Origin of the sequence: Nonomuraea cypriaca (assembly GCF_015645445.1) — a bacterium.
Classification (GTDB): Bacteria; Actinomycetota; Actinomycetes; order Streptosporangiales; family Streptosporangiaceae; genus Nonomuraea; species Nonomuraea cypriaca.
The window spans coordinates 21,516-45,083 of record NZ_JADOGI010000069.1 but is presented as its reverse complement, the minus strand read 5'-3'; the positions used below and the strand labels follow the sequence as shown (position 1 = coordinate 45,083).

Sequence of the window (23,568 nt, the reverse complement as noted above, 5' to 3'; positions counted from 1 at the left end):
GGGCGTCGATCTCGTCCGGCACCCGCGCGGGTCCCACCGGCGTGCCGGGCGCGGGACGTACGGCGGGACGGCCGCCCATGAGGTCCCGGTAGCGTTCGTCGGCCGCCGCGGCCTCCGTGGCGACCTCTTCGGCCCGCCCCAGGTGCCTGGCCAGGGACTCCTCGGTGTGCCGCCACTCGACGATCTCGCCGGTGGGCAGGTGGTGGAGCTCGACCGTACGGCACGGCGTACGCATCATCGCCGAGGCGGCGATCGCGTAGACGGCCAGCGCCAGCGACCCGCGGGCGTCGTCCTGCGTGAGCGGGCGGCGCCCGGTCTTGTAGTCGACCACGACCAGCTCGTCACCGCGCCGGTCGAGCCGGTCGATGCGGCCGGACAATGCGATGACCTTGGTACGGGTGGCGACGGTGCGCTCGACGCCGACCGGATCATCAGCAGGATCCAATGTCGCGACATATCCGGACACGAGATCGCGGGCGCGGCCCAGCCACCGTCCGGACTGCTCGGCGTCCTTGAATCCCTCGCCGATCCACCCGTTGGTGAGCAGGATGGACGCGGTCAGCGGGGTCCTGCGCTCATAGGGCTCCCGCCACCAGCCCGCCAGCGCGTTGTGGACGCTCGCCCCGACGCTGTTGTGCGCCCACGCGGGCCCCTTGGACGGCTGCGGCCGGTCCAGGTAGCTGAACCGGTAGCGGCGGCGGCAGTCGAGCCATGCGTTCAACCGCGACGGCGTACACGAGTAAAGCCGCCGCGGCATCCCTTCAAGCGGAAGCTGGGTATGCGTGTTCATGGCCGAACCCCGTTCGGCGGGCACCTAGTCTTCGTCCGGGTTGAGTTTGATGCCGGAGATCCGGGTGCCGTCGCTCAGTGGGCCCTCGGCGGAGGTGTCGGTGTCGACGCGGGTCAGGGATCCCGACACCCAGTCGTCGAAGAGCGGCTCCAGGTCGCCGATGGTGACCTCGTCGCCGTGGGCGGCCAGCACCCGCGTGTCGCCGGGCAGCGTGAACAGCCGCCCGCCGATCGTGGTCAGCTGGTCGGCCAGGGCGGGGTATTCGCCGCCCAGCTTGCCGGGACCGTCGGCCTGCAGGGCCTTGCCGGTGAACACGGCCCCGAGCGCCTCGCAGTAGAGCGACACGCCGCCTGGCGTGACGCCGGGCGTCTCCATGACATCGAGCTGGACGTCGGCCACGCCGAAGATGCCGTCGTCCTCCATGTCGATGTCGGGCCAGGTCTCCGACCAGGTCTCCCGCCACAACGGCTTGTCCTTGGGATGCAGGGCGACCACGGCCTCGTCCCTGCTGGCCACCTCGATGGCCGCCGAGACGTGGTCGGGCAGGCCCGCCGTGCAGATGACGGCCAGCACCTCCCGCTCGCCCACCTGCTCCAGGATCTTGTCGGAATCACGCGACGGGTCGATGACGATCACTTCGTCGTCGTCGCCCACGATCCACGTGTTGTTCTCGACCTTGTGCTCGGTGCCGTCGATGTCGACGACGCCCTCGGTCACCACTCGCTCGATACGCGCTGTCACGCCTCAGAACTCTAGTCCGTCTGCATGAGAGCGCGAATCGTCCGCACGGGACCTAATCCTCAAGTCTGGGCGAGAAGGCGCCGAACGGCACGTCCAGCTCGTGATCCCGGACGTCGATCAGCGACAACTCGGCCAGCGCGATCAGGCAGCCCGCGTCGGCCGGCCAGCAGATCGTCCACAGCCAGTTGCCGCGCGCCTCACCGGCGTAGACCGCGCGGTCGTCGGGTCCGCCGACGCACCACAGCGCCGTGGGATGGCCCAGCACCTCGATCTTCGCGTTCGGCGGGCCGGAGTCGAAACCCTCGCCCGGGTCGGGACCGTCGAGCCCGGCGAACGCGGCGCCGATCCCGATGCCCGGCTCCTCGGCGATGACGAGCAGGTCGGCAGGCCCCTCCATCAGCGAAGGCCCGGTGAGCGCGACCACGCTGGCACGAGCGCCTGTGCGCTGGTCGCCCACCTCGCCGAACCCGGTCACCAGCCAACCGGACGGCAGCGGCCACGGCAGCCACACGGGCACCACAGAGTTCTTTCGTATCGCCTCCAGCGCCACGCTCGTCGGCGGCCACGGAGGCTGGTACGGCAGGACGTCACCGTGCGTGTTGCATCGAAACGCACTCGACCAGGCGCTCGGCCCGTGAAGCGGGCCAAAACACCGTGGGCAGGTTGGAGCCGCTCTCACAGCTACCCACGGTGCTTCGTCCGCCCCGGCCGCGTCAAGACCGCTTCGCGTTATCACGCCGTAATCTTGGTCATGTGCGCGTAAATTGTGTGGGCGCGATCATCTTCGATGCCTCTGACCGGCTTCTCCTGATCAAAAGGGGTCATCCGCCGGGCATGGGCCTGTGGTCGATCCCTGGCGGCCGTCTGGAACCCGGCGAGACGGACGCGGCGGCCCTGCGGCGCGAGGTGCTGGAGGAGACCGGGCTGCGCGTCGAGGTCGGGCGGCTGGCCGGCACGGTGGACCGCCCGGGTCCCGGCGGGGTCACGTACGAGATCCGCGACTATCTGGCGAGCGTGGCGGGCGGCGTGGCGGCGGCCGGTGACGACGCCGCCGACGTGCGCTGGTGCACGGCGGACGAGCTGGCACGGCTGCCGCTCTCCGAAGGTCTGCTGGAGTCGCTCACGGACTGGGACGTCCTGCCCCGCTGAGCCCCGCCGGGCACGGTCGCGTGTACGGCGTCCTGCCCGGCCGAAGCCCAGCCGGGGGCGGTGGCGTGTACGGGCGCCCCGCCGGGCGGGGTGGCGTGTGTGGCGGCGCCGCCCGCCCGGCCTCGGTTGGTCGCGGCGCCGCCTGCCCCACGCGCCGGGTCTATCTGCTGGACGTCAGGCTGGACGTCCAGAGGATCAGGTGGTCCGCCTGGTACGTCGTCGACCGCCCGAGCGCCACGACCTCCGCTCCCGACACGGCCACCGCCGTCAGCCACTGCGTCCCCTGGCCGGCCAGCCGGTCCTTCGTCAGCGCCATCCGGTTCCACGACAACCCGTCCTGCGAGGTCCAGGCCGCGCTGTCGCCCTCACCGGGAACGCCGTGCCAGCCCACGGCCACCAGTCCCTCCTTCGCCGCGGCCAGGTCGTACACCGCCGCCGCCTGGTCGGCGGGCAGCCAGGCGGTCTCCCACGTCGCGCCGTCGTCGCCGGAGACCGCCGCGAAGGCCCGCCGGGAACCTCCCGCCAGCGCCGTGCCGATGGCCACCACCTTGTCCTGATCAGTCGTGACGTCCTGATAAGTCGTGACCTGCCGTAGTCCGGCCGATGTCGCGCCCTCCGGGGCGACGCGCTCGTGCGCGGTCCAGTTGAGACCGTCGTCCGAGTACCACACCACGCTGCTCTCCTTGTCGCCGGACCCGGAGCCGCCCACCGCCACGAACCCGCCCGAGATTCCGATTGCGTCGTGGATCCGCACGCCGGAGCCGCCCTGCGGCAGCTTCTTCGACCTGGTGTACTTGCGCAGGTCGGAGGTGAACCACATGACCGCGCTCACCTCGCCCGACGGGTCCTTCTGCTCGCCGGCCAGCACGTAGCCGTGTTCGCCCGCGGTCACCACGTGGGTGCCCAGGTACGGGTGGCCGGCGTCGCGGGCCAGGTCGCCGGCGACGTTCACGTTCTTCCAGCTCTCGCCGTCGGTGGAGGTGACGAGGAGGGGGTCGGTGACGGCGACGTTCGTCTCGGTGCCGCCGACGGCCAGCCAGCCGCGGGCGCCGTGCGCGACGTCCTCCAGCCGCTGCCGCCCGGCGCCGCCGATGCTCATCGACTTCCAGCGCTGCCAGTCCTTGATCGTCCACAGGCCGGCGTCGCCCGAGGCCGTGCCGACCGCCACGTACCTGCCCTCGAAACCGGCCAGACCGGTCGTCTCGCGCTCGACCCGCGTCAGGCCCTCCACCCGGCCGAGCGGCACGCGGGACGCCTCCCCGCGCGGCGGCGCGGTCATGAGCACGAGCTGGTTGTCGACGTCGGAGGCGGCCTGGTCGCCCCCGGCGAACAGGGTGCCGCCCTCGGCGATCGTGAACCCGCGCAGCGTCGCGCCCGACAGGTCGTCCAGGTCGGCCCGCTTGGCCCAGCCGCGCCCGTCCTTGGTGGTCAGCACCGAATACCTGCCGAGTCCGGCCTGCGCGATCGCGGCGACGCCCGACTGGTAGGAGATCAGCGACTCCACGCCGGGGCTCTGGCCGTTCAGGTCGCCGATGGACCCGCACTGCGACCACTGCGCGCCGGTCGGCGAGCAGTAGACGCGTACGTCGCCCGCGATCGTCCGCTGCCGCGTCGGCACCAGCACGAACCGCTTGGGCAGCACGGCCAGCGTCCCGGTGCGCGGCGTGGCCTCGGGGAGCTGGAAGCCGGTCACCTGCCAGTTGCGGCCGCCGTCGGCCGAGCGGACGACCCGCGATCCCTCGCCGACCGCGGGTTGCCCGATGGCCACGACCGTGTCGCCCTGGGCGACCACCGCCCTGAGCTCCCGTACTTCCAGCCCCCTGGTCTCGACGCGGTCCCAGGTCCTGCCGTCGCCCGAGCGCCAGGCCGCGGGACCGGTGCCGCCGTCCTCTCCGGTCGTACGCCCGACGGCGACGAACCCGGACGCCGTCCTGGCGATGTCGTAAATATGGTCACCTGTCCGGAACGCGGCCAGCCCCGGCGCCTCCACGGCCGCCCAGCTGAGCCCGTCGGCGCTGGTCCACAGGCCGAGCTCGCCCGCCTGGCCGTCGCCACCGCTGGCCAGCCACCGGCCGTCGCCGCCGACCACGCGCTGGACCGTGGGCGTGGAGACGCCACTGACCTGCCCGAGCCGCCAGTTCTTGCCACCGTCCGGCGAGAACAGGAACAGCGGGCGCGGGGTCGGGCTCGTCGTGTCGCTGCCGACCGCCACCACCGCGCGGCCCACCGACGTCATGTCGTTGAGCTTCTGTACGGTGCCGTCGCCCGAGGCGGGGACGGTGAACAGCTCGTCGCCCGAACGTCCGGTGCCTGCCTCCAGGCGCAGGCTCGGGGTCTCTGTGCCGCTCCACTGCCACACCAGCACGCCGGTGGCCACCAGGAGCGCCACGGCCAGGGACAGGGCGATCGGGGCGGCCCTGTTGCGATGGTGTACGGGGCTGGACCTGCGTACGGCGGCGGGGGCGGGGCCGCGGTGATGCCTGCCGCTCGACCCGCCTGGGCGCGGCGTGCCGGTCGCCACCAGGAGGTCGGGCCTCGTGGGCCGCCCCGCCGGCGGCCGCCCGACCCGGCGCACCTCCTCCACCTCCGCAGCCTCCCCCGGCCGCTCATCCCCGGGCGCCTCGTCCTCGGGCACCTCTTCCCCGGGCGCCTCTTCCCCGGGCGCCTCTTCCCTGGGCGCCTCTTCACCGGCGCTCTCCTTGGCGGGCACCACCAGGCGGTACGGGAGCGTGCGGACGTCGCGCTCGGGCCGCGTCTCAAGCTCCCCGGGCGCCTCTTCCTCTTCCTCCTCCGAGCGGGGCAGGACGACTTCGGAAGAGAGGGGGCCGACCTTTGAAGGCGAGCCCGTTTCTGAAAGGGCCGGGCCGGCCTCTGAACGCGACGGGCCTGTTTCTGGACCTGTTTCAGAGCTGGGCGGGCCGTATTCAGAGCTGGGCGGGCCCGATTCAGAGCCCGGTGGGGCGGTTTCTGAGCGGGGTGGGCCCGAGGCGACGAGTTTGTCCGGGCGGTTGACGACGCGGCGGGGCCGGCGCCGCGGTTCGGCCTCGGGCTCGGCCGTCGGCGAACTGTACGGCCTGCGCCCCTTGGGTGGTTCCTGCGGCTCGTCCTCCGGGATGGGCGCGGTGAAGGGCGGCATGCCCCACGGAGAGGTCAGGGGCAGCCCTCTGGCCCGGTCGTCAGTGGGACCGGGTGGTGAGTGGCTGATCCTGGGCTCTTGGGCGGAATGCGGTTCCGACGCGTCTTCGGGACGCGGGTCGTCACCCGGCGGTCGCGGTGGCGGTTCGCTGGGGCCGGAGGCCACGCGCCGTACCTCCTCGTCGAGCTAGTCGTGCAGGAGCGGTCCGCGGACCGTTCCAGAAGGTCGATCACCGTTAAGGGCTGATGCGTCGTGTCATGTCCTCACCGGGCGGACACCTCCGGGAATCCCTCGCCGTCTCACAGGATCCAGACCAGCATGGTTGAGCCGGAATAGCGAGACCTCTCTAGCGAGATTCCCGACACGTCTAGCCGGACTTATCCCGAAATAGTGCTTATTGACCGCTTTCTGGATAGATACAACACACTAAACGCGTACACACCGAGCTGCACCACGCTCCCCAGCAATGACTGCCAGGGCACCGCCACCGTCTCCTGAATCAGGGCGCCCTCCAGTTGACCGGTGGCCGCGCTCAGCCCGAAGGCGAGCATGTTGTTCATGACGTGCAGCGCGATGCCCGCCTCCAGCCCCCCGGTACGCACCACCAGCCACGCCATCACCGCCCCGAACGCGAACACGTCGGCCAGCCCCGCCCATCCGTACCCGTGCAGAGAGGCGAACAGCGCCGACCCGATGAGGATGGCCCAGATGGGATTGCGTACGTGCACGCCGAGGGCCTGCACGAACCACCCGCGGAAGACGTACTCCTCGGCGGCCGCCTGGAACGGCACCAGCAGCACGATGGCGATCAGCGGCGGCAGGAACGCCTGCCAGCCGACCCAGCCGAACATGTCGTACTTCTCGCCGGTAAGCGACAGCGCGAGGAACTGCGTGACCTGCCCGAGCACCAGCGCCAGCACGCTCAACCCCAGGCAGCCAAGCAGCCAGGACCAGCGCAGCCGGCCGGCCACGGACGAGAGGCTCCCCGGACGGCGGCGCTGGACGAGCGCGGCCGTGCCGAACACGAGGAGGAGCATCGGCGCGATGCCGAGCAGCGCCACGACCAGGCTCAGCACCGGGTCGCCGAAGAGCGCCCCGGTGGGCTCGAGCGGCATGGAGATGCCGAGCAGCGTCGCCACCACCATGCCCGCGACCAGCACCACGGCGCTGACCGCGACGAATCCGACGGCGATGAGGAGCGTGCCGACGATGGCCCGCCACGGCTTGGCCCCGGGGATCCTCGCGAGGTGGTCGTAGCGCGCGCCGCTGGGGACCGGCACGAACCAGGATCGCGGTTGCGGCACCGGCGGAAAGGGATGGCCGGGCGGCGGAGGCGTGCCGAACGAGGGGTAGGGCCCTGGATTTTCGTGCATCCCTTCATTCTGTCCATCCGATGCGCATTAGTTCACAGACGGCCCCCCTATTTAGGCGGATGCTCGGAGGCGTACGGGATTTCGACCCTGGGAGCAGTCCATGTCAAGGCTGGGACCTGTCATCACCCTCGCGGCGGGAGCAGTGCTCGCCGTGGGGCTCGGTGTCGCCAGCGTCACCGCGGCACCCGCGGCCAACGAAGAGGCCGCCGGCACAGCAGCGCAAGCTCCGGCCGTGGAGGAGACCACCGCCGAGGCGCCCGAGAACACCGCCGAACCGTCCGAGACCACCCCCGAGGCGTCCGGCGACACCGCCGAGCCGTCCCCCTCACCGGCACAGACCGCGCCGAAGAAGATCGTCAAGGCCGACTACGGCGGGCGGGTGAAGGGCAACGGCGCCCTCATCGCGATCTCGATCAGGAACGGCAAGGCCGTCGGCTACTTCTGCGACGGGCGGATCGAGACCTGGTTCAAGGGCCAGGAGTCGGCGGGCGAGCTGAACCTGAAGGGCGTGGCCAACGCCCGCTCCAAGGTCACGGCAGAACTGGCCGGCGGTGAGGCCGCGGGCTCGGTCACCGTCGGCGGTAAGAAGTGGAGCTTCGTCGCCCCCACCGTGGTCAAGCCGTCGGGCCTGTACCGGGCCACGGCGGTCGTCAGAGGCGCCAAGTTCCGGGCCGGCTGGATCATGATCAAGAACCCGAACGGCGGCTACTACCAGGTGGGCACCGCCTTCATGAACGAGGAGCAACTCGACGTTCCCGAGCTGGACAGCGGGCAGCCGACCGCCCCCGTGACCCTCGAGGACACCACGCTCTACCCGAAGGACGTCGACGGCTTCATCGAGGAGATGCAATGACCGCCATCCACCAGCGGCCGGTTCGCGGCCTGACCACGCTCCTGGTGCCGCTGCTGACCGGCGGCCTCGTGGTGCTCGCGCTCGGCGTCTACGGCCGGGCCCACACCCCCACCGGGTTCGCGGTCGGCGTGGCCGGCTTCTCCGCGGCGCTGCCGATGAAGGTGTGGCTGACGACGGGCGCGTTCGTGCTGGCGTTCGTACAGGTCGTGTCGGCCCTGTCGATGTGGGGCAAGCTGGGGATCGACATCCCGGCCGGCGTGCACCGCTGGTCGGGCCGCATCGCGTTCCTGCTCACGATCCCCGTCGCCTTCCACTGCCTCTACGCCCTCGGCCTGCAGTACGACGTGCCGCGGGTGCTCGCCCACTCGTTGCTCGGCTGCTTCTTCTACGGCGTGTTCACCGCGAAGATGCTGGCCCTGCCCAAGCGCGACGCGCCCGGCTGGACGTTGCCCGTGCTGGGCGGGCTGGCGTTCACCGCGCTGGTCGGGCTCTGGCTGACCTCGTCGTTCTGGTTCTTCACCGCGATCGGCTTCAAGGTGTGAACCTCTTCGTACGGGCCAGCCCGGCCGCCCGCCCCTTGGCGGCCACGACGAGCGCCATCTTGCGCGAGGCCTCGTCGATCATCTCGTCGCCCAGCATGACCGCGCCGCGCTTCTCGACCGAGGTGTAGTGGTCATACGCCTCCAGGATGAGCTCGGCGTGGTCGTAGTCCTCCTGCGACGGCGAGAACACCTCGTTGGCCGCCTCGATCTGGGAGGGATGCAACACCCACTTCCCGTCGAACCCGAGCGCCGCCGACCGCATGGCGACCCGCCGGTAGCCTTCGATGTCCTTGATCTGCAGGTAGGGGCCGTCGATCACCTGCAGGTCGTGCATCCTGGCGGCCATGAGCAGCCGCATGAGGATGTAGTGGTAGGCGTCGCCCTCCTCGTAGCCGGGCGGCTGCTCGCCGACGACGAGCGTGCGCATGTTGATCGACGCCATGAAGTCCGCGGGGCCGAACACGAGCGTCTCCAGGCGCTTCGACGACCCGGCGATGGCGTCGGCGTTGACCAGGCCGCGGGCGTTCTCGATCTGCGCCTCGATGCCGATGCGGCCGACGTCGTAGCCCATGGTCTTCTCGATCTGGGTGAGCAGGGTGTCGAGCCAGACGATCTCGGTGGAGTCCTGCACCTTGGGCAGCATCAGGCAGTCGAGGAACTCCCCCGCCCCCTCGACGATCTCGATCACGTCCCGGTACGTCCACTGCGTCGTGAGGTCGTTGACCCTGACCACCCGCGTCTTGCCTGACCAGTCGCCCTCGCGCAGGGCGGTCACGATGTTCGCGCGGGCCTCCTCCTTGGCCAGTGGCGCGACCGAGTCCTCCAGGTCGAGGAAGACCTCGTCGGCGGGCAGGGTCTGGGCCTTCTGCAGGAACTTGGGGTTGCTGCCGGGCACGGCCAGCACAGATCGACGTGAGCGCATGCGAACACGCTACTGGGCACGCTACTGGGCGGGCTTGAGCCCGGCCGCCTGGAGGCGGGCGACGACCCCGTCGATGCCGCACGGCTCGTTCCAGCCGGGCAAAGCGGGCAACTCGGTCCGGCCGCCGACCGCGCGCCCGGTCCCGTCCGCGCCTCGGCGATCGGACGCCTACGGTACGACGCTGGTGCTATCTTTACTCTCGTCTGCCAGGCGATGACCAAGCCTGGCGGGTCTACCGCCGGGCTGGCGGGATGTGAAGCCTGTGGAGGCCATGTAAGACCGGTCACTGTGATCCTCCGGGATGGTGGTGAGGGCTGTCGCCGATGAAGCAGGAAGGTCCGGTTCGCGAGGACTGGAATCCCTCTCGTGCACGAGGGGAGGAGGTCAAGAACAGCAGCACCCGCGCGTACCGGTCGGCACGGCGCGTTCGAAGCCCGGGATGCCCTCCTCGACCACGGGTCCGGACAGCCGGCCGGTCACCCGGCCCACGACCACCACCTCCGCGCCCTCCCGCGCGAGCTCCTCCGGCGTCTCGTACGGCCGGTAGTCGAGATGGACCTGATACAGCACCTCCGTGTCGAAACGGCCCGTGGGCGGCTCCGAGGCGCATTCGAGCGGCGCGGCGGGCCGGCCGGCCGGTGCCGCCGTGGTCGTGGCGCTCCCGCAGGCGGTCACGAGGGCCAGGAGGAGGATGAGAGGGGTCGGGCGCATGCCCGTGCTACGGGATCACCGGGGCGACGGTTCAGCCTCCGCCGCGTACAGTCTCATTTGTGAGCGATCAGACCTCGGCCATCCAGGAGGGCGCCAAGAAGTCCGGCATCCTCTGGCTCACTCTGGACCGGCCACGACTGGCCTGGCACGCCTGGCACGACGGCTCGATCTACCTCGTCACGGGCGGCGAGGAGCAGCGACTGCCCGGCCTGGAGTCGCTCAGCCGCGTGCGCGTCACGCTGCGGAGCAAGGACAACGGGGCCAGGCTGGTGGAGTTCGAGGCGGCGGTCTCGGTGGTCGACCAGGCCGCCGCGGCGGACGCCGTGGCGGTGCTGGCCAAGGAGCGGCTCAACGCCCGCGACAGCGACCACCTCACCGAACGCTGGGCCCGCGACTCCACCGTCCTGCGCCTCACCCCGGTGACCTGAGCCATCCACGCCGCTGAAGACCGTCCCGCGCCTCAGCCCGGCCGCTGAGTCCCGCGCCTCAGCCCGGCCGCTGAAAACCGTCCCGCGCCTCGCCCCGGCCCCTGAACCCGTCCCGCACCTCAGCCCGGCGAGGTGACCGGCTCCGCTTCGCCCCCCGGTGTGGTGAGCGGCTCCGCCTCGGGGACCGGCGCGGGAGCCGGTTGCACCTTGGCGGTGGCGGTCTGGGCGAGCAGCGCGCCGGACAGCACGATCAGGCCGCCCACGATCTGCAGCGCGCCCAGCGTCTCGCCGACCAGCGCCCACGCCACCACCGCGCCGCCGATGACCTCCAGCGAGGCGACCGTGGCGCCCACCGCGGCCGACAGCCGCCGCACGGCGTTCACCCCCAGGATGTACGCGATCACGGTCGCGATCAGCACCATCCACAAGTACGCCGCCAGCACCGGCAACGTCTGCCCGCCCGCGGCGGGGGTGGCGGAGACGGTGAAGGCGCCCCAGGGGATGTTCCACGGCTGGGCGAACGGGATCAGCACCACGGCCGCCCCGATCATGCCCCAGGCGATCAGTCCGAGCGGGTCCACGTCGTCGCCGAAGCTATCGTTCATGAGGAAATATCCGGCGCAGCACGCCCCGGCCATGAGCCCGAGCAGCAGTCCCAGGGCGTCCAGCCGCAACCCCTGCCAGGCCTCCACGACGATGGCCAGGCCCACGACGGCGACGATCGCGCCGACGTACGCGGCCGGGGCGAGCCTTACCTTGCGTACGAGCCGCACCCAGGCCACCACCATCACCGGCGCCATGAACTCCAGCAGCAACGCGATCCCCACAGGCAACCGGGTGATCGCGACGAAGTAGAGCGACTGCACGCCCGCCACCGCCATGATCGCGTACAGCCCGAAGAACGGCAGCCTCGACCGGGGGATGCGCAGCGCCCGCGGCTTCACCACGACCAGCACGGCCACGAGCAGCAGCCCGGCGCCCGCCATCCGCGTCCAGACCGCCTCGATCGGCGCCAGTCCAGCCGCGATGAGGTATTTGGCCATGGGCCCCGAGAACGCGAAACAAAACGAGGACACGAACGCGAGCGCGAGTCCCGCATACCTCATTCGCCACCACCTGGTCAGTAATCACCGTTAAGCGGTTTTGATACTGACATGTTGGGCGTGCCGGGCGCAACGGGACGGCACTGTTAGCCTGGCCACGTGCAGATCTTCGTGGCCCGGCTGCCGGGGACGCCGGTCTTCGACCCGGCGGGCGACCAGATCGGCCGCGTACGGGATGTCGTGGTCGGCCTGCGCATCACCCGCAGGCCCACCGTGCACGGACTGGTGGTGGAGGTCCAGCCGCGGCGCCGGGTGTTCCTGCCCATCACCCGCGTACGCCGCATCGAGGCCGGAGCCGTCGTCTTCACCGGCCGGCTCAACATGCGCAGGTTCGAGCAGCGCGCCACCGAGACGCTGGTCATCGGCGAGATGCTCGACCTCACCGTGCGCCTCGGCGACCAGCCCATGACCGTCTACGACGTGGCGATGGAGGAGATCAAGCCGTCCACCTGGGAGATCACCAAGGTCGCCCTCTACAAGCGCAGGCGACGCGAGCCGCGGACCGTGGACTGGAGCGAGGTGTCCGGGTTCGACACGCTGCAGAAGGACCAGGGGGCGGCGGGGCTGATCGCCGCGTTCGAGTCGCTGCGGGCCGCCGACATGGCGAGCGCGCTGCACGAGTTGCCGAGCAAGCGGCGGCAGGAGATCGCGCGCGCCCTGAACGACACCCGGCTGGCCGACGTACTCGAGGAGCTGCCGCCCGTCGACCAGATCGGCATCCTGGGCACCCTGGAGCCGGAGCGGGCGGCCGACGTACTGGAGGAGATGGGCCCGGACGACGCCGCCGACCTGCTGCACGACCTGCCCGACGAGCAGGCGGCCAGGCTGCTGGCGCTGATGGAGCCTGGCGAGGCCGCCCCGGTGCGCCGCCTGCTCACCTACCCCGAGCACAGCGCGGGCGGCGTGATGACCAGCGAACCGGTGATCCTGCCGCCCAGCGCCACCGTGGCCGAGGCGCTCGCGCACATCAGGTCTCAGGATCTGACGCCCGCCGTGGCGGCCCAGGTCTACGTGACCCGGCCGCCCACGGAGACGCCGACGGGCACGTACCTGGGCGTGTCGCACTTCCAGCGGCTGCTGCGCGAGCCGCCGTCCACGCTGCTCGGCGCCGTGATCGACCCGTCGATCGACCCGATCAGGCCGGAGTTCACGGTCCGCGAGGTGACCTACTACCTCGCCAACTACAACCTCGTCGCGGCGCCCGTCGTGGACGAGCTCGGCAGGCTCGTGGGCGCGGTGACGGTCGACGACGTACTCGACCACATGCTTCCCGAGGACTGGCGCGAGAGCGCGGGCCTCGCCGACCACGACGCCACCCTCCGCGAGGAGCCGGACCGCGACGACCATGAACGAGCCGACCGCGAGGGCCGGCCGTGATGACCGTGCGGGGACGGACCGTGACGACCGACCGGCTGGACCAGCCCAGAGCCCTGCGCCCCTCGCTGCGCCCGCACTACGACCCGGAGACGTTCGGCCGCCTCTCCGAACGGATCGCCCGCTTCCTCGGCACCGCCCGGTTCCTCGTCTACATGACCGTGTTCGTGTCGGTCTGGGTGATCTGGAACGTCGTCGTGCCCCCGAACCTCAAGTTCGACCCGTACCCGTTCATCTTCCTCACCCTGATGCTGTCGCTGCAGGCGAGCTATGCCGCGCCCCTCATCCTGCTCGCCCAGAACCGGCAGAGCGACCGGGACCGCATCCAGTACGAGGCGGACCGCGAGGCCGCCGAGCGCAACCAGGCCGAGATCGAATACCTGACCCGCGAGATCGCCGGCCTACGCCTGGCGCTGAGCGAGGTCGCCACCCGCGACTACCTGCGCGCGGAGCTGAGCAGGTTGCTGGAGGAGCTCACGGAGCGCAGGTGACGTCGAGCTTGGCGATCTGGCCGGCTCCTCGACGGTGCGGCCCTCGTCGCGCAGAAGAGTCACGGAGTAACCTTAGGACGTCGTTGCACAGACATCTAGCAACATGGATTAACTCAGCGAGGTCTCCGGTTCATAGGATGGAGGTGCATCCTCGCTGGCGTTCAGCGCCTGTCACACATATACCGACAAAGGAGGGACGGCACTCCTTCGTGCCGACACTTCGATGGCACTAACCCAGGAACAGGTGACGGCCGCTCTCGCCACCGTCATCGACCCCGAGATCCGCCGTCCGATCACGGACCTCGACATGGTCAAAAGCATCGAGATCGCTCCCGGCGGAGCAGTGCGTGTGGGCGTCTACCTCACCGTGGCCGGATGTCCGATGAAGGACACCATCACCCGCGACGTCACGAACGCGGTCGCCAAGGTCGAAGGCGTGACGGGCGTCCAGATCGAGCTCGATGTCATGAGCACCGAGCAGCGCAAGACTCTCCAGACCAAGCTGCGCGGGGATCGCGGGCCGGAGAAGGAGATCCCGTTCAACCAGCCGGGCTCGCTGACCCGCGTGTTCGCGGTGGCCAGCGGCAAGGGCGGGGTCGGCAAGTCGTCCGTGACCGTCAACCTGGCCGCGGCGATGGCCGCCGACGGCCTGAAGGTCGGCATCGTCGACGCCGACATCTACGGCCACAGCGTCCCTCGCATGCTGGGCGCCGCCGAGCGGCCCACCAAGGTCGAGGACATGATCATGCCGCCGGTGGCGCATGACATCAAGGTCATCTCGGTCGGCATGTTCAAGCCGCCGGGCAACACGGCCGTGGTCTGGCGCGGGCCGATGCTCGACCGGGCGCTGCACCAGTTCCTGGCCGACGTCTACTGGGGCGACCTGGACGTGCTCCTGCTCGACCTGCCCCCGGGCACCGGCGACATCGCCATCTCGGTGGCGCAGCGACTGCCGTCGGCGGAGATCCTGGTCGTGACGACCCCGCAGATGGCCGCCGCCGAGGTCGCCGAGCGGGCGGGCTCCATCGCGGCCCAGACCCACCAGCAGATCGCCGGCGTCATCGAGAACATGGCCTGGCTGCCCTGCCCGCACTGCGACGAACGCATCGCGGTGTTCGGCGAGGGCGGCGGCCAGACGGTCGCGGACGCGCTGACCCGTACTCTGGGGGCGCGGGTGCCGATGCTCGGTCAGGTGCCCATCGACCTGCGGCTGCGCGAGGGCGGCGACGAGGGCAAGCCCCTGGTCCTGACCGACCCCGACGCACCGGCCGCCGCCGAGCTCCGCAAGATCGCCTCGGCCCTGAGCAAGCGCTCATCCAGCCTCAAGGGCCTCCACCTGAACCTCTCCCCCCGCCGCTGATTTCACGGGCCCGCTCGTTCGAGCGGGCCCGCTCCCCAAACCCATTTCCATCCTTTACGGCGGAGCCGGGTGGGCTCCACCCGCCGTCGTCGGTGTCCGGCCCTCCAGGGTGACGCTCACCAGCTTCCCCGGCGCGCCGCCGTAACGTCCCGGGCATAGCCGTCTGGGTGGTGACATGGCACGCCGCAGTAACACCGGACATGACCGTCTGGGTGCTGGTATGTGTGCCTGGCGACGTCCACCGACTGTCATCGTCGGCGGGTTGGGGTGCGAGGGAGGTCAGGTCGCTTCGGAGTCGTAGGGGGGCAGCTCGCCGTATCCCAGTTCGTCGGTCGCCGGCTCGTGCGAAGCCGTGGTGGCCGGCTCCAGCTCCTTCGGCTTGTCGTTCCAGTCGTCCTCGATGTCGTCGAGGAGATGCTTGCGGACGAAGTTTCGCGGATTGAGGTCGGCGGGGTCGAAGTTGGAGAACTCCGGACCCAGACCGGCCCGCAGGTCGTCGCGCGCGTTGTTCGCCATCCGGCGCAGGTTGCGCAACGTCTTACCCGCCTGTGCCGCGGCCTGAGGCAGCTTTTCGGGACCGAAGACAAGCAGCGCGATGACGATCAGCGCCGCGATCTCCAACCACCCGAGTCCGAACAACGTGAGCTCCTACCGCAGTCCAACCCTCCGAGGACAACCCCGGCCTATCCACAGACTAAGGGCTCCGGGGCGTTGGTCGGTCGCCGCCTCCCAGCCATTTCAACCCAACCCCATCCCCAACCGTCCAACAACCACCCCCACCCCCCAATGTGTCGTGGCCACGCCCGGCGCGTCGCAACGCATGAGACCGACCTGGAGCTCACAACGGACACGGGACCGACTGGGCAACGGACACGGGACTGGCCGACCAGCGGACACGGGACTGGCTGGCCAACGGGCACGGGACTGGCTGCGCAACGGGCACGGGACTGGCCGACCAACGGACACGGGACTGACTGGCCAACGGGCATGAGGCTGGCTGGTCAACGGGCATGAGGCTGGCTGGCCAAGCAGCGGCGAACGCGCCCAGGCCCACACTCACCACCCAGACGGTCAAACATGGGACGTTACGGCGGCGCGCCGGGGAAGCTGGTGAGCGTCACCCTGGAGGGCCGGACACCGACGACGGCGGGTGGAGCCCACCCGGCTCCGCCGTAAAAGATGAATCCCTAGAACGGACCCGCCGCAAAAACAACGCCGTCGCAAAAGAAGCGGATCATGACGGCGTGGGGATCGGGTCAGGGTCGGCGGTTACGGTCAGGGAGGCGGTGCGTTCCTGGCCGGCGCGTTGGTACTTGATCGTGATTTTGGCGCCGGGCGCCTTGCTGCGGATCAGGGCGATCAGCTCGTTCCCGTCCTGCAGCGGCAGCCCGTCCATCTCCAGGATCACGTCACCGGCCTTCAGCCCTGCCTTGGCGGCGGGCCCGTTGGCGTCCACCGGCTGCTGTCCTCCAGCGGGCTCGGAGGCGATGCGCACGCCCTCCCCCCGGTAGTCCTGATCCAGGACGATGCCGATCTTGGGCCGCTTGGCCCGTCCGGTGCTGATCAGTTCCTCGGCCACCCGCCGCGTCTGGTTGACCGGGATCGCGAAGCCGAGACCGATGCTGCCGCTCTGGCTGTTGATGGTACGGCTGAGCGTGGCGATCGCCGAGTTCACCCCGACGACCTCGCCCCTGCCGTTCACCAGCGGCCCGCCCGAGTTGCCGGGGTTGATGGCGGCGTCGGTCTGGATGGCGCTGATGTACGCGGGCTCCTCCCCGGTCGTCCCCGTCTCGTCGCCCGCGATGACCGGCCGGTTGAGCGAGCTGACGATGCCGGTCGTGACCGTGCCCGTCAGGCCCAGCGGCGAGCCGACCGCGATGACGGGGTCGCCCACGACCACCTGGTCGGAGTTGCCGAGGGTGATCTCCGGCGTCCCGAACGTCTCCTCCGGCTTCACCACGGCCAGGTCCGAGCCGGGGTCGCGGCCCACGATGCGGCCCGTGGTGGTCTTCCTGTTGTTGAACATGATCCGGATCTCGCCGCCCGATGCGGCCAGCGCGACCACGTGGTTGTTGGTCACCACGTAGCCGTTCTTGATCAGGAAGCCGGATCCCGATGAGCCTTCGGTGTTGGAGGTGTTGCCGGCCTCGATCGAGACCACGCTGGGCAGCACCCGCAAGGCCACGCCCGCCACCGAGTCCGGGGCCCGTTCGGTGGCGCCCGTCGGGATCGGGCCGAGGCTGTAGGAGGGGTCGTTGCTGGCGCTGCTCGGCTTGGTGAGCAGGTAGGTGCCGACGCTGCCCAGCAGCGACGCCACCAGGGCGATGACGGCGGCCATCGCGATCAGGGCACCGGTGCCTGGACCACGCCTCCGCGCCACGCCGGAACCAGGAGAACCCGGCGCGCCCGGAGGCGGCGGGGCCCAGCCCGCGCCCATGCCGAGCGCCTGCTGCGGGGGCGGCGGCAGGGGCGCGCCGAACGGCGGGCGATCGTACGATCGAGTGTCCCCACCCTGGGGTGCGCCGAAGAACGGGCTCTCATAAGCCCGCGTGCCACCACCGTCGGGAGGCCCGAACGACGGGCCACCATAAGGCCGCCCGGAACCCCCGGAAGGCCCGGACGCCTCGTGAGGACGCCCGTCAGGCCGGCCGAAAGAAGGCCCCTCGAACGACGGGCTCCCGCCCGGCGGGCCGAAAGAAGGGCTCTCGAACGACGGGCTGTCATCCGGCCGGCCGAACGAAGGACTGTCGGACGCTTGCTGGGGACCGCTCTGGGACGGGTTGGACGCCGGGCTCTCGGGGGCGGGCCCGTACGAGGGCCCGCTCTGCGGCGGGCGGCTCTCGTACGGCGGCAGGCCGCCGGACGCCTCCTCGCGACCCGACGGGTCGCCCCAAGAGCTCCCGAACGAGGCGGGCGGCTCCGGCCGACGGCCCAGCTCCTCTGGCCAGTCGTCCGCCGGCAGGAAGTCCGGCCGCCCCTGTGGCTCGGGGGAGTCCGACGGCGTGCGTCCTTCGGTGGGGCGCGTCTCGTCGGTCATCTAAGTCTCACCACTCCTTGGCTCGGCCACCGCAATCCTCGTTCTTGCGGCATACGAGGGTCATAAAGCATTCGTCAGGAATCGCCTATGACTAATCCCGAATCCAGATGCTATGCCCCAAGAGCTGTGAACTACGCCAACCCGAGTATGCCCGGCATATCCGGACGTCAAGGTGTGACGGTCGAGGGTACGGTCGACGGCGAATGCTGCACCCTCCAGAGCTCGACCGGCGGCGGCGAGGTGTTCTGCCCGGCGCCCGAGACGGCGAAGAACGTGCCGAGCGCCACGGCGGCGGAGACCACGCTCACCGCGACGTAGGTCGTGCGCCGCCTACCACCGCGGCCCGGGCCCGAGGCCCCACCGGCGTCCCTGCGAGGGCGGTTGTCCAGGGGCGCGATGGTGTGGGGTCCGGGAATGGGCACCCCACCGAACGTGCGCGTGGGAAAAGGGCGCTCCCTCGGCGGCAACGGCCCGCCCGGCTCCGACATCCGGAGCAGGGACATCGTCAGATCGGCCGGCATCGCCGGCGTGTCGAGCGAGCGCAGGCGCGACTTCAGCGCCCGCATCGACTCGACTTCGCGACGGCAGTCAGCACAGAAGGTCAGATGAGCCAGCGCGCGTTCGCGCTCGGTGTGGTTGAGCTCCCCGTCGACGAGCGCGGAAACGCGTTCTCCAAGATGGGCCATATCAGACTTCCTCCCCACGGATCACGGTCGGGGGGAGTTGCGAATTACGGGGGGCCCGATGGTCGAGCGCCTCCCGCAACTGCGCCCGGCCACGGTGAATACGGCTTCGGACCGTACCCAGCTTGACGCCGAGCGTGGCCGCGATCTCCTCGTAAGACAGGCCCTCGATGTCACACAGCACGATCGCGGCCCGGAACTCGGGTGCGAGAGCATCAAGGGCGGCCTGGATGTCGGGCTCCAAATGGGCGTCGTCGAACGCCTGCGCCGGGGACGGCTCGCGGCCGCGCAGCCGCTCGGCGGCGTCGTCGCCCAGCCCCTCGAACCTGATGCGCTGCTTGCGCCGCGCCATGTCGAGGAACAGGTTGGTCGTGATCCGGTGCAGCCACCCCTCGAACGTCCCGGGGGTGTAGCTCGACAGCGACCTGAAAACCCGGACGAAGACCTCTTGGGTGAGGTCTTCGGCATCGTGGACATTGCCGGTCAGCCGGTATGCCAGCCGATACACACGTGCTGAGTGCGTCCGCACCACTTCCTCCCACGTGGGAGGAGTCCAGTCAGACGACACCGGAGTATCCGTCTGGTGGTCGCTTTCGTCCACCAGAACTCCTCTCTCTGGGACCACCGCTACCGCCATAGTGCCTGGTTTCGTCCCTTCGTGCGCACTGCCTGCCTTCCGGACCGGCAAAGCCCGTTTAAACCTGCAACGCCTTAGACCCCTCCTGAGTTCCCGTCCCGGCGTGTCTCCCCTAGGCTGCGATCGGTGCCAATGACGTGTTTGACCTTCTGCGACCAATCGCACGAAAGTGGGGGGAGGAGGCCGATGACCAGTCCGGTGGAGGCCACTCTGGCCTATGCGGAGCAGTTCCATCATGAGGACGAGCTCCTGCACGCGGCGCGGCAACGCGGGCTGGAGATGGGGGCGACACCCATACTTCCCGGCGGCGGTGCGGCGTTGTGTTTTCTCGCCACCATCATCAACGCCAAGTCGGTCGTCGAGATCGGCACGGGGTGCGGGGTCTCGGGCCTGTGGCTGCTGCGCGGCATGCGACCCGACGGCACGCTGACGAGTGTCGACGTGGAGCCCGAGCACCAGCGCCTGGCCCGTCAGGCGTTCGCCGAGGCGGGCTTCGCCGGCGGCCGCGTGCGGCTCATCTCCGGGCGCGCGCTCGACGTGCTGCCGCGGCTGTCCGACGGCGGCTACGACATGGTCTTCGCCGACGGCTCCAAGCAGGAGTACGCCGACTACCTGGCCGAGGCCGTACGCCTGCTGCGCGTCGGCGGCATCGTGGCCTTCGACAACATGTTGTGGCACAACCGGGTGGCCGACCCCGCGCAACGCGACTCGTCGACGGTCGCGCTGCGCGAGGTGGGCAAGCTGGTCCAGTCGGACGAACGTCTGCGCTCGGTCCTGATGCCCCTGGGCGACGGCCTGCTCGCCGCCGTCAAGATCGCCGACTGATCCGGGAACACGTCCCGGCTACGCCCGGGTGAGCCACTCCAGCAGCACGCGTACGCCGAAGCCGGTGGCGCCCTTACTGAGGGTGCCCTCGTCTACCGTGCTGCGCCCGACCCCCGCGATGTCCAGGTGCGCCCACGGCCGCTCGCCCGCGAACTCCCTGAGGAACAGTGCCGCCGTGATCGACCCCGCCCCGAACCTGGACCCCGCCTCGACGTTGGCCAGGTCTGCCACCGACGACTCCAGGGCGGGCGTGTAGTCCTCGATCAGCGGCATCCGCCACAACCGGTCGTCGCTGGCCTGCCCGGCGTCCTCGAGCTGCTTGGCCAGCACGTCGTCGGAGGAGTAGACGGCCCCGACGCTGCGGCCGAGCGCCACGCTGATCGCGCCGGTGAGCGTGGCGATGTCCACGACCGCGTCGGGGTCGAGGACGGCATCGGCGTAGGCGAGCGCGTCGGCCATCACGAGCCGCCCTTCGGCGTCGGTGTTGAGCACCTCCACCGTGCGGCCGCCGTAGGGCTTGATGACGTCGCTGGGCCGCTGCGCCGTGCCTGACGGCATGTTCTCGGCGGCGGCGATCAGCCCGGTGACGCGTATGGGCGCGCCCAGCCTGGCCAGCGCGCCGAGCACGGCGATCACGACGGCGCCGCCCGCCATGTCGGTCTTCTGCGTCTTCATGTTCTCGGTCGGCTTGAGCGACAACCCGCCCGAGTCGAACGTGATCCCCTTGCCCACCAGCACCACGTGCCGCGTGGCCGGCGCGTCGGGGGTGTAGGAGAGCTGGATGAGTCTGGGCGGGCTGGCCGAGCCGCGCCCGACCGCGAGGATGCCGCCGAAACCGTCGGCCTCCAGCTGCTCCTCGTCCCACACCCGCACCGGCACGCCGTGCTCGGCCGCCCGCTCCGCGAGCCAGGCCGGGTTCTTGACCGAGGACGGCATGTTGCTCAGGTCGCGGGCCAGCGCCACCGCGTGCGCCACGACCTGCGCGCGGCGCACCCGCGCCGCGTCCGCCCCGGCGAGCGCCAGCGTCCGCACGGCCTTCTTGCCCTGTTCACCGATCTTGAACGAGTACGCCGCCAGCAACGCCGCCTCGGCGAACACCGCCACATCACCCTCGGGCGGCACCACGGTCAGCGTGTCCCTGCCCTTGACCCTGCGGGTGAGCGCGGCAGCGGCCGTGCGCAGCGCCTTCGGGGAGCCGTCGCCGACGCCGTAGAACAGGACGCGGCCGATGCCGCCGGCCCGTGCCACGGGAACCTCGACGATCTCCCCCGCCTCTCCCTTGGCCTCGTAGTGGGCGAGCAGGTCGGGTGCCGGCAGGTGCAGATCGACCGCGTGCGCGGGATTGAGATCGGCGGCGTAGGGTACGGCCAACAACTCGGCGTCGTCGGGAACCTCGGCGACCACCGAAGCAGTGGTCTCTATGGGCACAGAAAATCTCTCCTCAAACGTGAGCGACCCTGGCGCCGGACTACGCCAGGGTCGTAGATCAGGTGGTCTCTCGGGAGCGCTCAGCCGACGACGTTCTTCAACGCTTCGCCGAGCGCCTTCGCCTCGTCGGCGGAGATCTCCACGACGAGCCGGCCGCCACCCTCCAGGGGGACCCGCATGACAATGCCGCGCCCTTCCTTGGTGACCTCGAGCGGACCATCGCCGGTCCGCGGCTTCATCGCCGCCATGCGTGCATCCCTTCCTGCCTTGGGCTCCCGCGGCCCGCGATTTCCGACCGCCCGTGGGGGGTGGTCGGCGCATTCACGTCTTCTGTGATGTCCTATTCTCCCGCATCGAGAGCGCTCATGGGTAACGATCTCCTCCCAGAATGCGTTGTCCACGCGTGCGATGACGTCCAAACTGGACTTCGTGCACGCTCGCGCCGCTCTGTTCGATCTCTACGGGGACCACCTGCGCTCGCGCGGTGGGCAGGCCACCGTCGCCGCCCTCGTCCGGCTCATGAAACCCCTGGAAATAGCCGCTCCGGCAGTGCGTACGGCGGTCTCGCGCATGGTGAGGCAGGGATGGCTGCGACCGCTCAGGCTCCCCCGGGGAGCCGGCTACGGAGTCACGCCGAAGTGCGTCAGGCGCCTCGATGAGGCCGCGCTGAGAATTTACCGATCAGGGACGCTGACCTGGCACGGCCGCTGGCATCTGATCGTCTTCGAGCCGGTCAAGGACCGGCCGCGCAGGGAGCGGCTGCGGGCCGATCTGACGTTCCTGGGTTACGCGTCGTTGTCGGAGACCGCGTGGATCGGTCCACGCTCCTCGGCCGAGCTGGATAACCTGCTCGAGACCGAAGGGGTGCGGGCCGACAGGTTCGACGCGGCGCTCGAGGGCGACCCACGCGAGCTGGTGGCCAGGGCATGGGATCTGGCCGCCATCGGCGAGGCGTACGAGCACTGGCACGCCGAGGCTGTCACGCTGATCAGCACGCTGCCCGAGGGGGCGCCGGCCGATCAGGTGTTCGCGACGAGGAGCAGGCTGGTCCACGGATGGCGCAACTTCCTGTTCCGCGACCCCGGCCTGCCGCCCGAGCTGTTACCGCCCGGCTGGCCGGGCGAGAAGGCCAGGGCCTACTTCGAGCAGGAGGCCGCCCGGCTGCTCCCCGCAGCCGCCGCGTTCGTCGACAGGGAGTTGATGTGATCCGTTACGACATGGCCGACACCGTCGCCACCATCGTGCTCGACCGCCCAGAAACCATGAACTCACTCACGATCGAGACCAAGGACGCGCTGCTCGACGCGCTGCGCCGCGCGGCGGCGGACTCCGGGGTCAGGGCCGTGCTGCTGACCGGCTCTGGGCGGGCCTTCTGCGCGGGCCAGGACCTGCGTCAGCACGCTGGCAACCTGGAGGAGGGCTTCGGGTTGGCCAACACCGTGCGCGAGCACTACAACCCCATCGTGGAGCTGATCGCCACCATGCCCAAGCCGGTGGTGGCCGCGGTCAACGGCGTCGCCGCCGGCGCGGGCGCGTCGCTGGCGTTCGCCTGCGACCTGCGGATCGCGTCGGAGAAGGCGAAGTTCGCCCTCGCGTTCGCCGGCATCGGCCTGGGGCCGGACTCGGGCGCGTCGTGGACGCTGCAACGTCTGGTGGGCCGGGGCCGCGCCGCCGAGCTGATGCTGCTCGGCGAGCCGCTCGACGCGGCCCGCGCGCTGGAGCTGGGCCTGGTCACCCGCGTGGTCCCCGCCGACGACGTGCTGAAAACCGCCCAGGACCTCGTCGTACGGCTCGCGCAGGGCCCCACCCTGGCCTACGCCGCCACCAAGCAGGCGCTGGCCTACGCCGCGACCCACTCGCTGCCTGACTCGCTCGCCATGGAAGCCGCGCTCCAGGACAAATGCGCGGCCACCGCCGACCACCTGAACGCCACCCGCGCCTTCCTCGCGAAGGAACAACCGGTCTTCGCCGGCGAGTGACAGGCG

At 70.4% G+C, this 23,568-nt stretch carries 24 protein-coding genes; 10 read left to right on the top strand and 14 right to left on the bottom strand.

Annotated features, from left to right (window positions below; genetic code table 11):
• From ITP53_RS23190 to ITP53_RS23180, 3 genes are all read right to left on the bottom strand, one after another.
• A partial coding sequence (locus ITP53_RS23190; RefSeq protein ID WP_328815469.1) for a RecB family exonuclease occupies positions 1–721 on the bottom strand: 721 nt, incomplete at its 3' end.
• A 93-nt stretch (positions 722–814) separates the two neighbouring features.
• A complete protein-coding gene (locus ITP53_RS23185; RefSeq protein WP_195897523.1) occupies positions 815–1,531 on the bottom strand; it encodes an MBL fold metallo-hydrolase in 717 nt (238 codons plus the stop codon).
• Between the two features lie 52 nt (positions 1,532–1,583).
• Positions 1,584–2,210: a DUF6758 family protein gene (locus ITP53_RS23180; protein WP_195897522.1), complete on the bottom strand. Its 627-nt coding sequence runs from the start codon at positions 2,208–2,210 to the stop codon at positions 1,584–1,586.
• Positions 2,211–2,284: 74 nt separating this feature from the next.
• Here ITP53_RS23180 and ITP53_RS23175 point away from each other — a divergent pair, with 74 nt between their 5' ends.
• Positions 2,285–2,680 carry an NUDIX hydrolase gene (locus ITP53_RS23175; RefSeq protein WP_195897521.1) on the top strand — a complete coding sequence of 132 codons (396 nt, stop codon included), beginning with the start codon at positions 2,285–2,287 and terminating at the stop codon, positions 2,678–2,680.
• 160 nt (positions 2,681–2,840) lie between these two features.
• Here the strand turns inward: ITP53_RS23175 and ITP53_RS23170 are convergent, their stop codons facing one another.
• Entirely contained in the window at positions 2,841–5,390 is a 2,550-nt protein-coding gene (locus ITP53_RS23170) for a beta propeller repeat protein (RefSeq protein WP_195897520.1), read from the bottom strand.
• An 803-nt stretch (positions 5,391–6,193) separates the two neighbouring features.
• Positions 6,194–7,189 (bottom strand): CPBP family intramembrane glutamic endopeptidase, encoded by a 996-nt coding sequence (locus ITP53_RS23165; RefSeq protein ID WP_195897519.1) that lies wholly within the window; start codon positions 7,187–7,189, stop codon positions 6,194–6,196.
• A 100-nt stretch (positions 7,190–7,289) separates the two neighbouring features.
• Here ITP53_RS23165 and ITP53_RS23160 point away from each other — a divergent pair, with 100 nt between their 5' ends.
• Together ITP53_RS23160 and ITP53_RS23155 are read left to right on the top strand one after the other, a co-directional pair.
• Complete coding sequence (locus tag ITP53_RS23160; protein WP_195897518.1) at positions 7,290–8,042, top strand: hypothetical protein; 753 nt, start codon at positions 7,290–7,292, stop codon at positions 8,040–8,042.
• Complete coding sequence (locus tag ITP53_RS23155; protein ID WP_195897517.1) at positions 8,039–8,584, top strand: DUF6529 family protein; 546 nt, start codon at positions 8,039–8,041, stop codon at positions 8,582–8,584. The genes ITP53_RS23160 and ITP53_RS23155 overlap by 4 nt, the downstream gene beginning before the upstream one ends.
• Here ITP53_RS23155 and ITP53_RS23150 read toward each other — a convergent pair.
• The gene (locus ITP53_RS23150) at positions 8,574–9,506 is read right to left on the bottom strand and encodes an HpcH/HpaI aldolase/citrate lyase family protein (RefSeq protein WP_195897516.1); all 933 of its coding nucleotides are present in this window, start codon (positions 9,504–9,506) and stop codon (positions 8,574–8,576) included. The genes ITP53_RS23155 and ITP53_RS23150 overlap by 11 nt on opposite strands.
• 384 nt (positions 9,507–9,890) lie before the next feature.
• Positions 9,891–10,217, bottom strand: a complete 327-nt coding sequence (locus tag ITP53_RS23145) for a hypothetical protein (protein ID WP_195897515.1) — start codon at positions 10,215–10,217, stop codon at positions 9,891–9,893.
• A gap of 59 nt (positions 10,218–10,276) precedes the next feature.
• Here ITP53_RS23145 and ITP53_RS23140 point away from each other — a divergent pair, with 59 nt between their 5' ends.
• On the top strand, positions 10,277–10,645 hold the full coding sequence (locus ITP53_RS23140) for a hypothetical protein (protein WP_195897514.1): 369 nt from the start codon (positions 10,277–10,279) through the stop codon (positions 10,643–10,645).
• Positions 10,646–10,764: 119 nt separating this feature from the next.
• Here ITP53_RS23140 and ITP53_RS23135 read toward each other — a convergent pair whose 3' ends face one another.
• Positions 10,765–11,751 (bottom strand): EamA family transporter, encoded by a 987-nt coding sequence (locus tag ITP53_RS23135; RefSeq protein WP_195897513.1) that lies wholly within the window; start codon positions 11,749–11,751, stop codon positions 10,765–10,767.
• A 96-nt stretch (positions 11,752–11,847) separates the two neighbouring features.
• Here ITP53_RS23135 and ITP53_RS23130 point away from each other — a divergent pair, with 96 nt between their 5' ends.
• The 3 genes from ITP53_RS23130 (at position 11,848) to ITP53_RS23120 (ending at position 14,973) form a co-directional block, all read left to right on the top strand.
• Positions 11,848–13,125 (top strand): magnesium transporter MgtE N-terminal domain-containing protein, encoded by a 1,278-nt coding sequence (locus ITP53_RS23130; protein ID WP_328815464.1) that lies wholly within the window; start codon positions 11,848–11,850, stop codon positions 13,123–13,125.
• 20 nt (positions 13,126–13,145) lie between these two features.
• Positions 13,146–13,613 (top strand): DUF1003 domain-containing protein, encoded by a 468-nt coding sequence (locus ITP53_RS23125; RefSeq protein ID WP_328815462.1) that lies wholly within the window; start codon positions 13,146–13,148, stop codon positions 13,611–13,613.
• A gap of 223 nt (positions 13,614–13,836) precedes the next feature.
• Positions 13,837–14,973: an Mrp/NBP35 family ATP-binding protein gene (locus tag ITP53_RS23120; protein ID WP_195897511.1), complete on the top strand. Its 1,137-nt coding sequence runs from the start codon at positions 13,837–13,839 to the stop codon at positions 14,971–14,973.
• A gap of 279 nt (positions 14,974–15,252) precedes the next feature.
• On the opposite strand, the gene ITP53_RS23115 is transcribed toward ITP53_RS23120, so the two are convergent.
• From ITP53_RS23115 to sigE, 4 genes are all read right to left on the bottom strand, one after another.
• A complete protein-coding gene (locus tag ITP53_RS23115; RefSeq protein WP_195897510.1) occupies positions 15,253–15,612 on the bottom strand; it encodes a sec-independent translocase in 360 nt (119 codons plus the stop codon).
• A 595-nt stretch (positions 15,613–16,207) separates the two neighbouring features.
• A complete protein-coding gene (locus tag ITP53_RS23110) occupies positions 16,208–18,010 on the bottom strand; it encodes a trypsin-like peptidase domain-containing protein (RefSeq protein ID WP_195897509.1) in 1,803 nt (600 codons plus the stop codon).
• Positions 18,011–18,177: 167 nt separating this feature from the next.
• On the bottom strand, positions 18,178–18,696 hold the full coding sequence (locus ITP53_RS23105) for an anti-sigma factor family protein (RefSeq protein ID WP_195897508.1): 519 nt from the start codon (positions 18,694–18,696) through the stop codon (positions 18,178–18,180).
• 1 nt (position 18,697) lies between these two features.
• Positions 18,698–19,330 carry an RNA polymerase sigma factor SigE gene (gene sigE, locus ITP53_RS23100; RefSeq protein WP_195897507.1) on the bottom strand — a complete coding sequence of 211 codons (633 nt, stop codon included), beginning with the start codon at positions 19,328–19,330 and terminating at the stop codon, positions 18,698–18,700.
• Between the two features lie 186 nt (positions 19,331–19,516).
• Between sigE and ITP53_RS23095 the strand changes: the two genes are divergently transcribed.
• Positions 19,517–20,155: an O-methyltransferase gene (locus tag ITP53_RS23095; RefSeq protein ID WP_195897506.1), complete on the top strand. Its 639-nt coding sequence runs from the start codon at positions 19,517–19,519 to the stop codon at positions 20,153–20,155.
• An 18-nt stretch (positions 20,156–20,173) separates the two neighbouring features.
• Here ITP53_RS23095 and ITP53_RS23090 read toward each other — a convergent pair whose 3' ends face one another.
• A complete protein-coding gene (locus ITP53_RS23090) occupies positions 20,174–21,583 on the bottom strand; it encodes a leucyl aminopeptidase (RefSeq protein WP_195897505.1) in 1,410 nt (469 codons plus the stop codon).
• Between the two features lie 80 nt (positions 21,584–21,663).
• A complete protein-coding gene (locus ITP53_RS23085) occupies positions 21,664–21,831 on the bottom strand; it encodes a DUF3117 domain-containing protein (RefSeq protein ID WP_020545024.1) in 168 nt (55 codons plus the stop codon).
• A gap of 160 nt (positions 21,832–21,991) precedes the next feature.
• Between ITP53_RS23085 and ITP53_RS23080 the strand changes: the two genes are divergently transcribed.
• Positions 21,992–22,789 carry a PaaX family transcriptional regulator gene (locus ITP53_RS23080; RefSeq protein ID WP_236051105.1) on the top strand — a complete coding sequence of 266 codons (798 nt, stop codon included), beginning with the start codon at positions 21,992–21,994 and terminating at the stop codon, positions 22,787–22,789.
• An 11-nt stretch (positions 22,790–22,800) separates the two neighbouring features.
• Positions 22,801–23,562, top strand: coding sequence for an enoyl-CoA hydratase-related protein (locus ITP53_RS23075; protein ID WP_195897529.1), 762 nt, complete (start codon positions 22,801–22,803; stop codon positions 23,560–23,562).
• The last annotated feature ends 6 nt before the right edge of the window (positions 23,563–23,568 follow it).

Coding starts and splice junctions, on each gene's coding strand:
- ITP53_RS23165 (WP_195897519.1), bottom strand. CDS start 7,189: ATGCACGAAAATCCAGGGCCCTACCCCTCGTTCGGCACGCCTCCGCCG.
- ITP53_RS23160 (WP_195897518.1), top strand. CDS start 7,290: ATGTCAAGGCTGGGACCTGTCATCACCCTCGCGGCGGGAGCAGTGCTC.
- ITP53_RS23155 (WP_195897517.1), top strand. CDS start 8,039: ATGACCGCCATCCACCAGCGGCCGGTTCGCGGCCTGACCACGCTCCTG.
- ITP53_RS23150 (WP_195897516.1), bottom strand. CDS start 9,506: ATGCGCTCACGTCGATCTGTGCTGGCCGTGCCCGGCAGCAACCCCAAG.
- ITP53_RS23145 (WP_195897515.1), bottom strand. CDS start 10,217: ATGCGCCCGACCCCTCTCATCCTCCTCCTGGCCCTCGTGACCGCCTGC.
- ITP53_RS23135 (WP_195897513.1), bottom strand. CDS start 11,751: ATGAGGTATGCGGGACTCGCGCTCGCGTTCGTGTCCTCGTTTTGTTTC.
- ITP53_RS23120 (WP_195897511.1), top strand. CDS start 13,837: ATGGCACTAACCCAGGAACAGGTGACGGCCGCTCTCGCCACCGTCATC.
- ITP53_RS23110 (WP_195897509.1), bottom strand. CDS start 18,010: ATGACCGACGAGACGCGCCCCACCGAAGGACGCACGCCGTCGGACTCC.
- ITP53_RS23105 (WP_195897508.1), bottom strand. CDS start 18,696: ATGGCCCATCTTGGAGAACGCGTTTCCGCGCTCGTCGACGGGGAGCTC.
- sigE (WP_195897507.1), bottom strand. CDS start 19,330: ATGGCGGTAGCGGTGGTCCCAGAGAGAGGAGTTCTGGTGGACGAAAGC.
- ITP53_RS23095 (WP_195897506.1), top strand. CDS start 19,517: ATGACCAGTCCGGTGGAGGCCACTCTGGCCTATGCGGAGCAGTTCCAT.
- ITP53_RS23085 (WP_020545024.1), bottom strand. CDS start 21,831: ATGGCGGCGATGAAGCCGCGGACCGGCGATGGTCCGCTCGAGGTCACC.
- ITP53_RS23080 (WP_236051105.1), top strand. CDS start 21,992: ATGACGTCCAAACTGGACTTCGTGCACGCTCGCGCCGCTCTGTTCGAT.
- ITP53_RS23075 (WP_195897529.1), top strand. CDS start 22,801: ATGGCCGACACCGTCGCCACCATCGTGCTCGACCGCCCAGAAACCATG.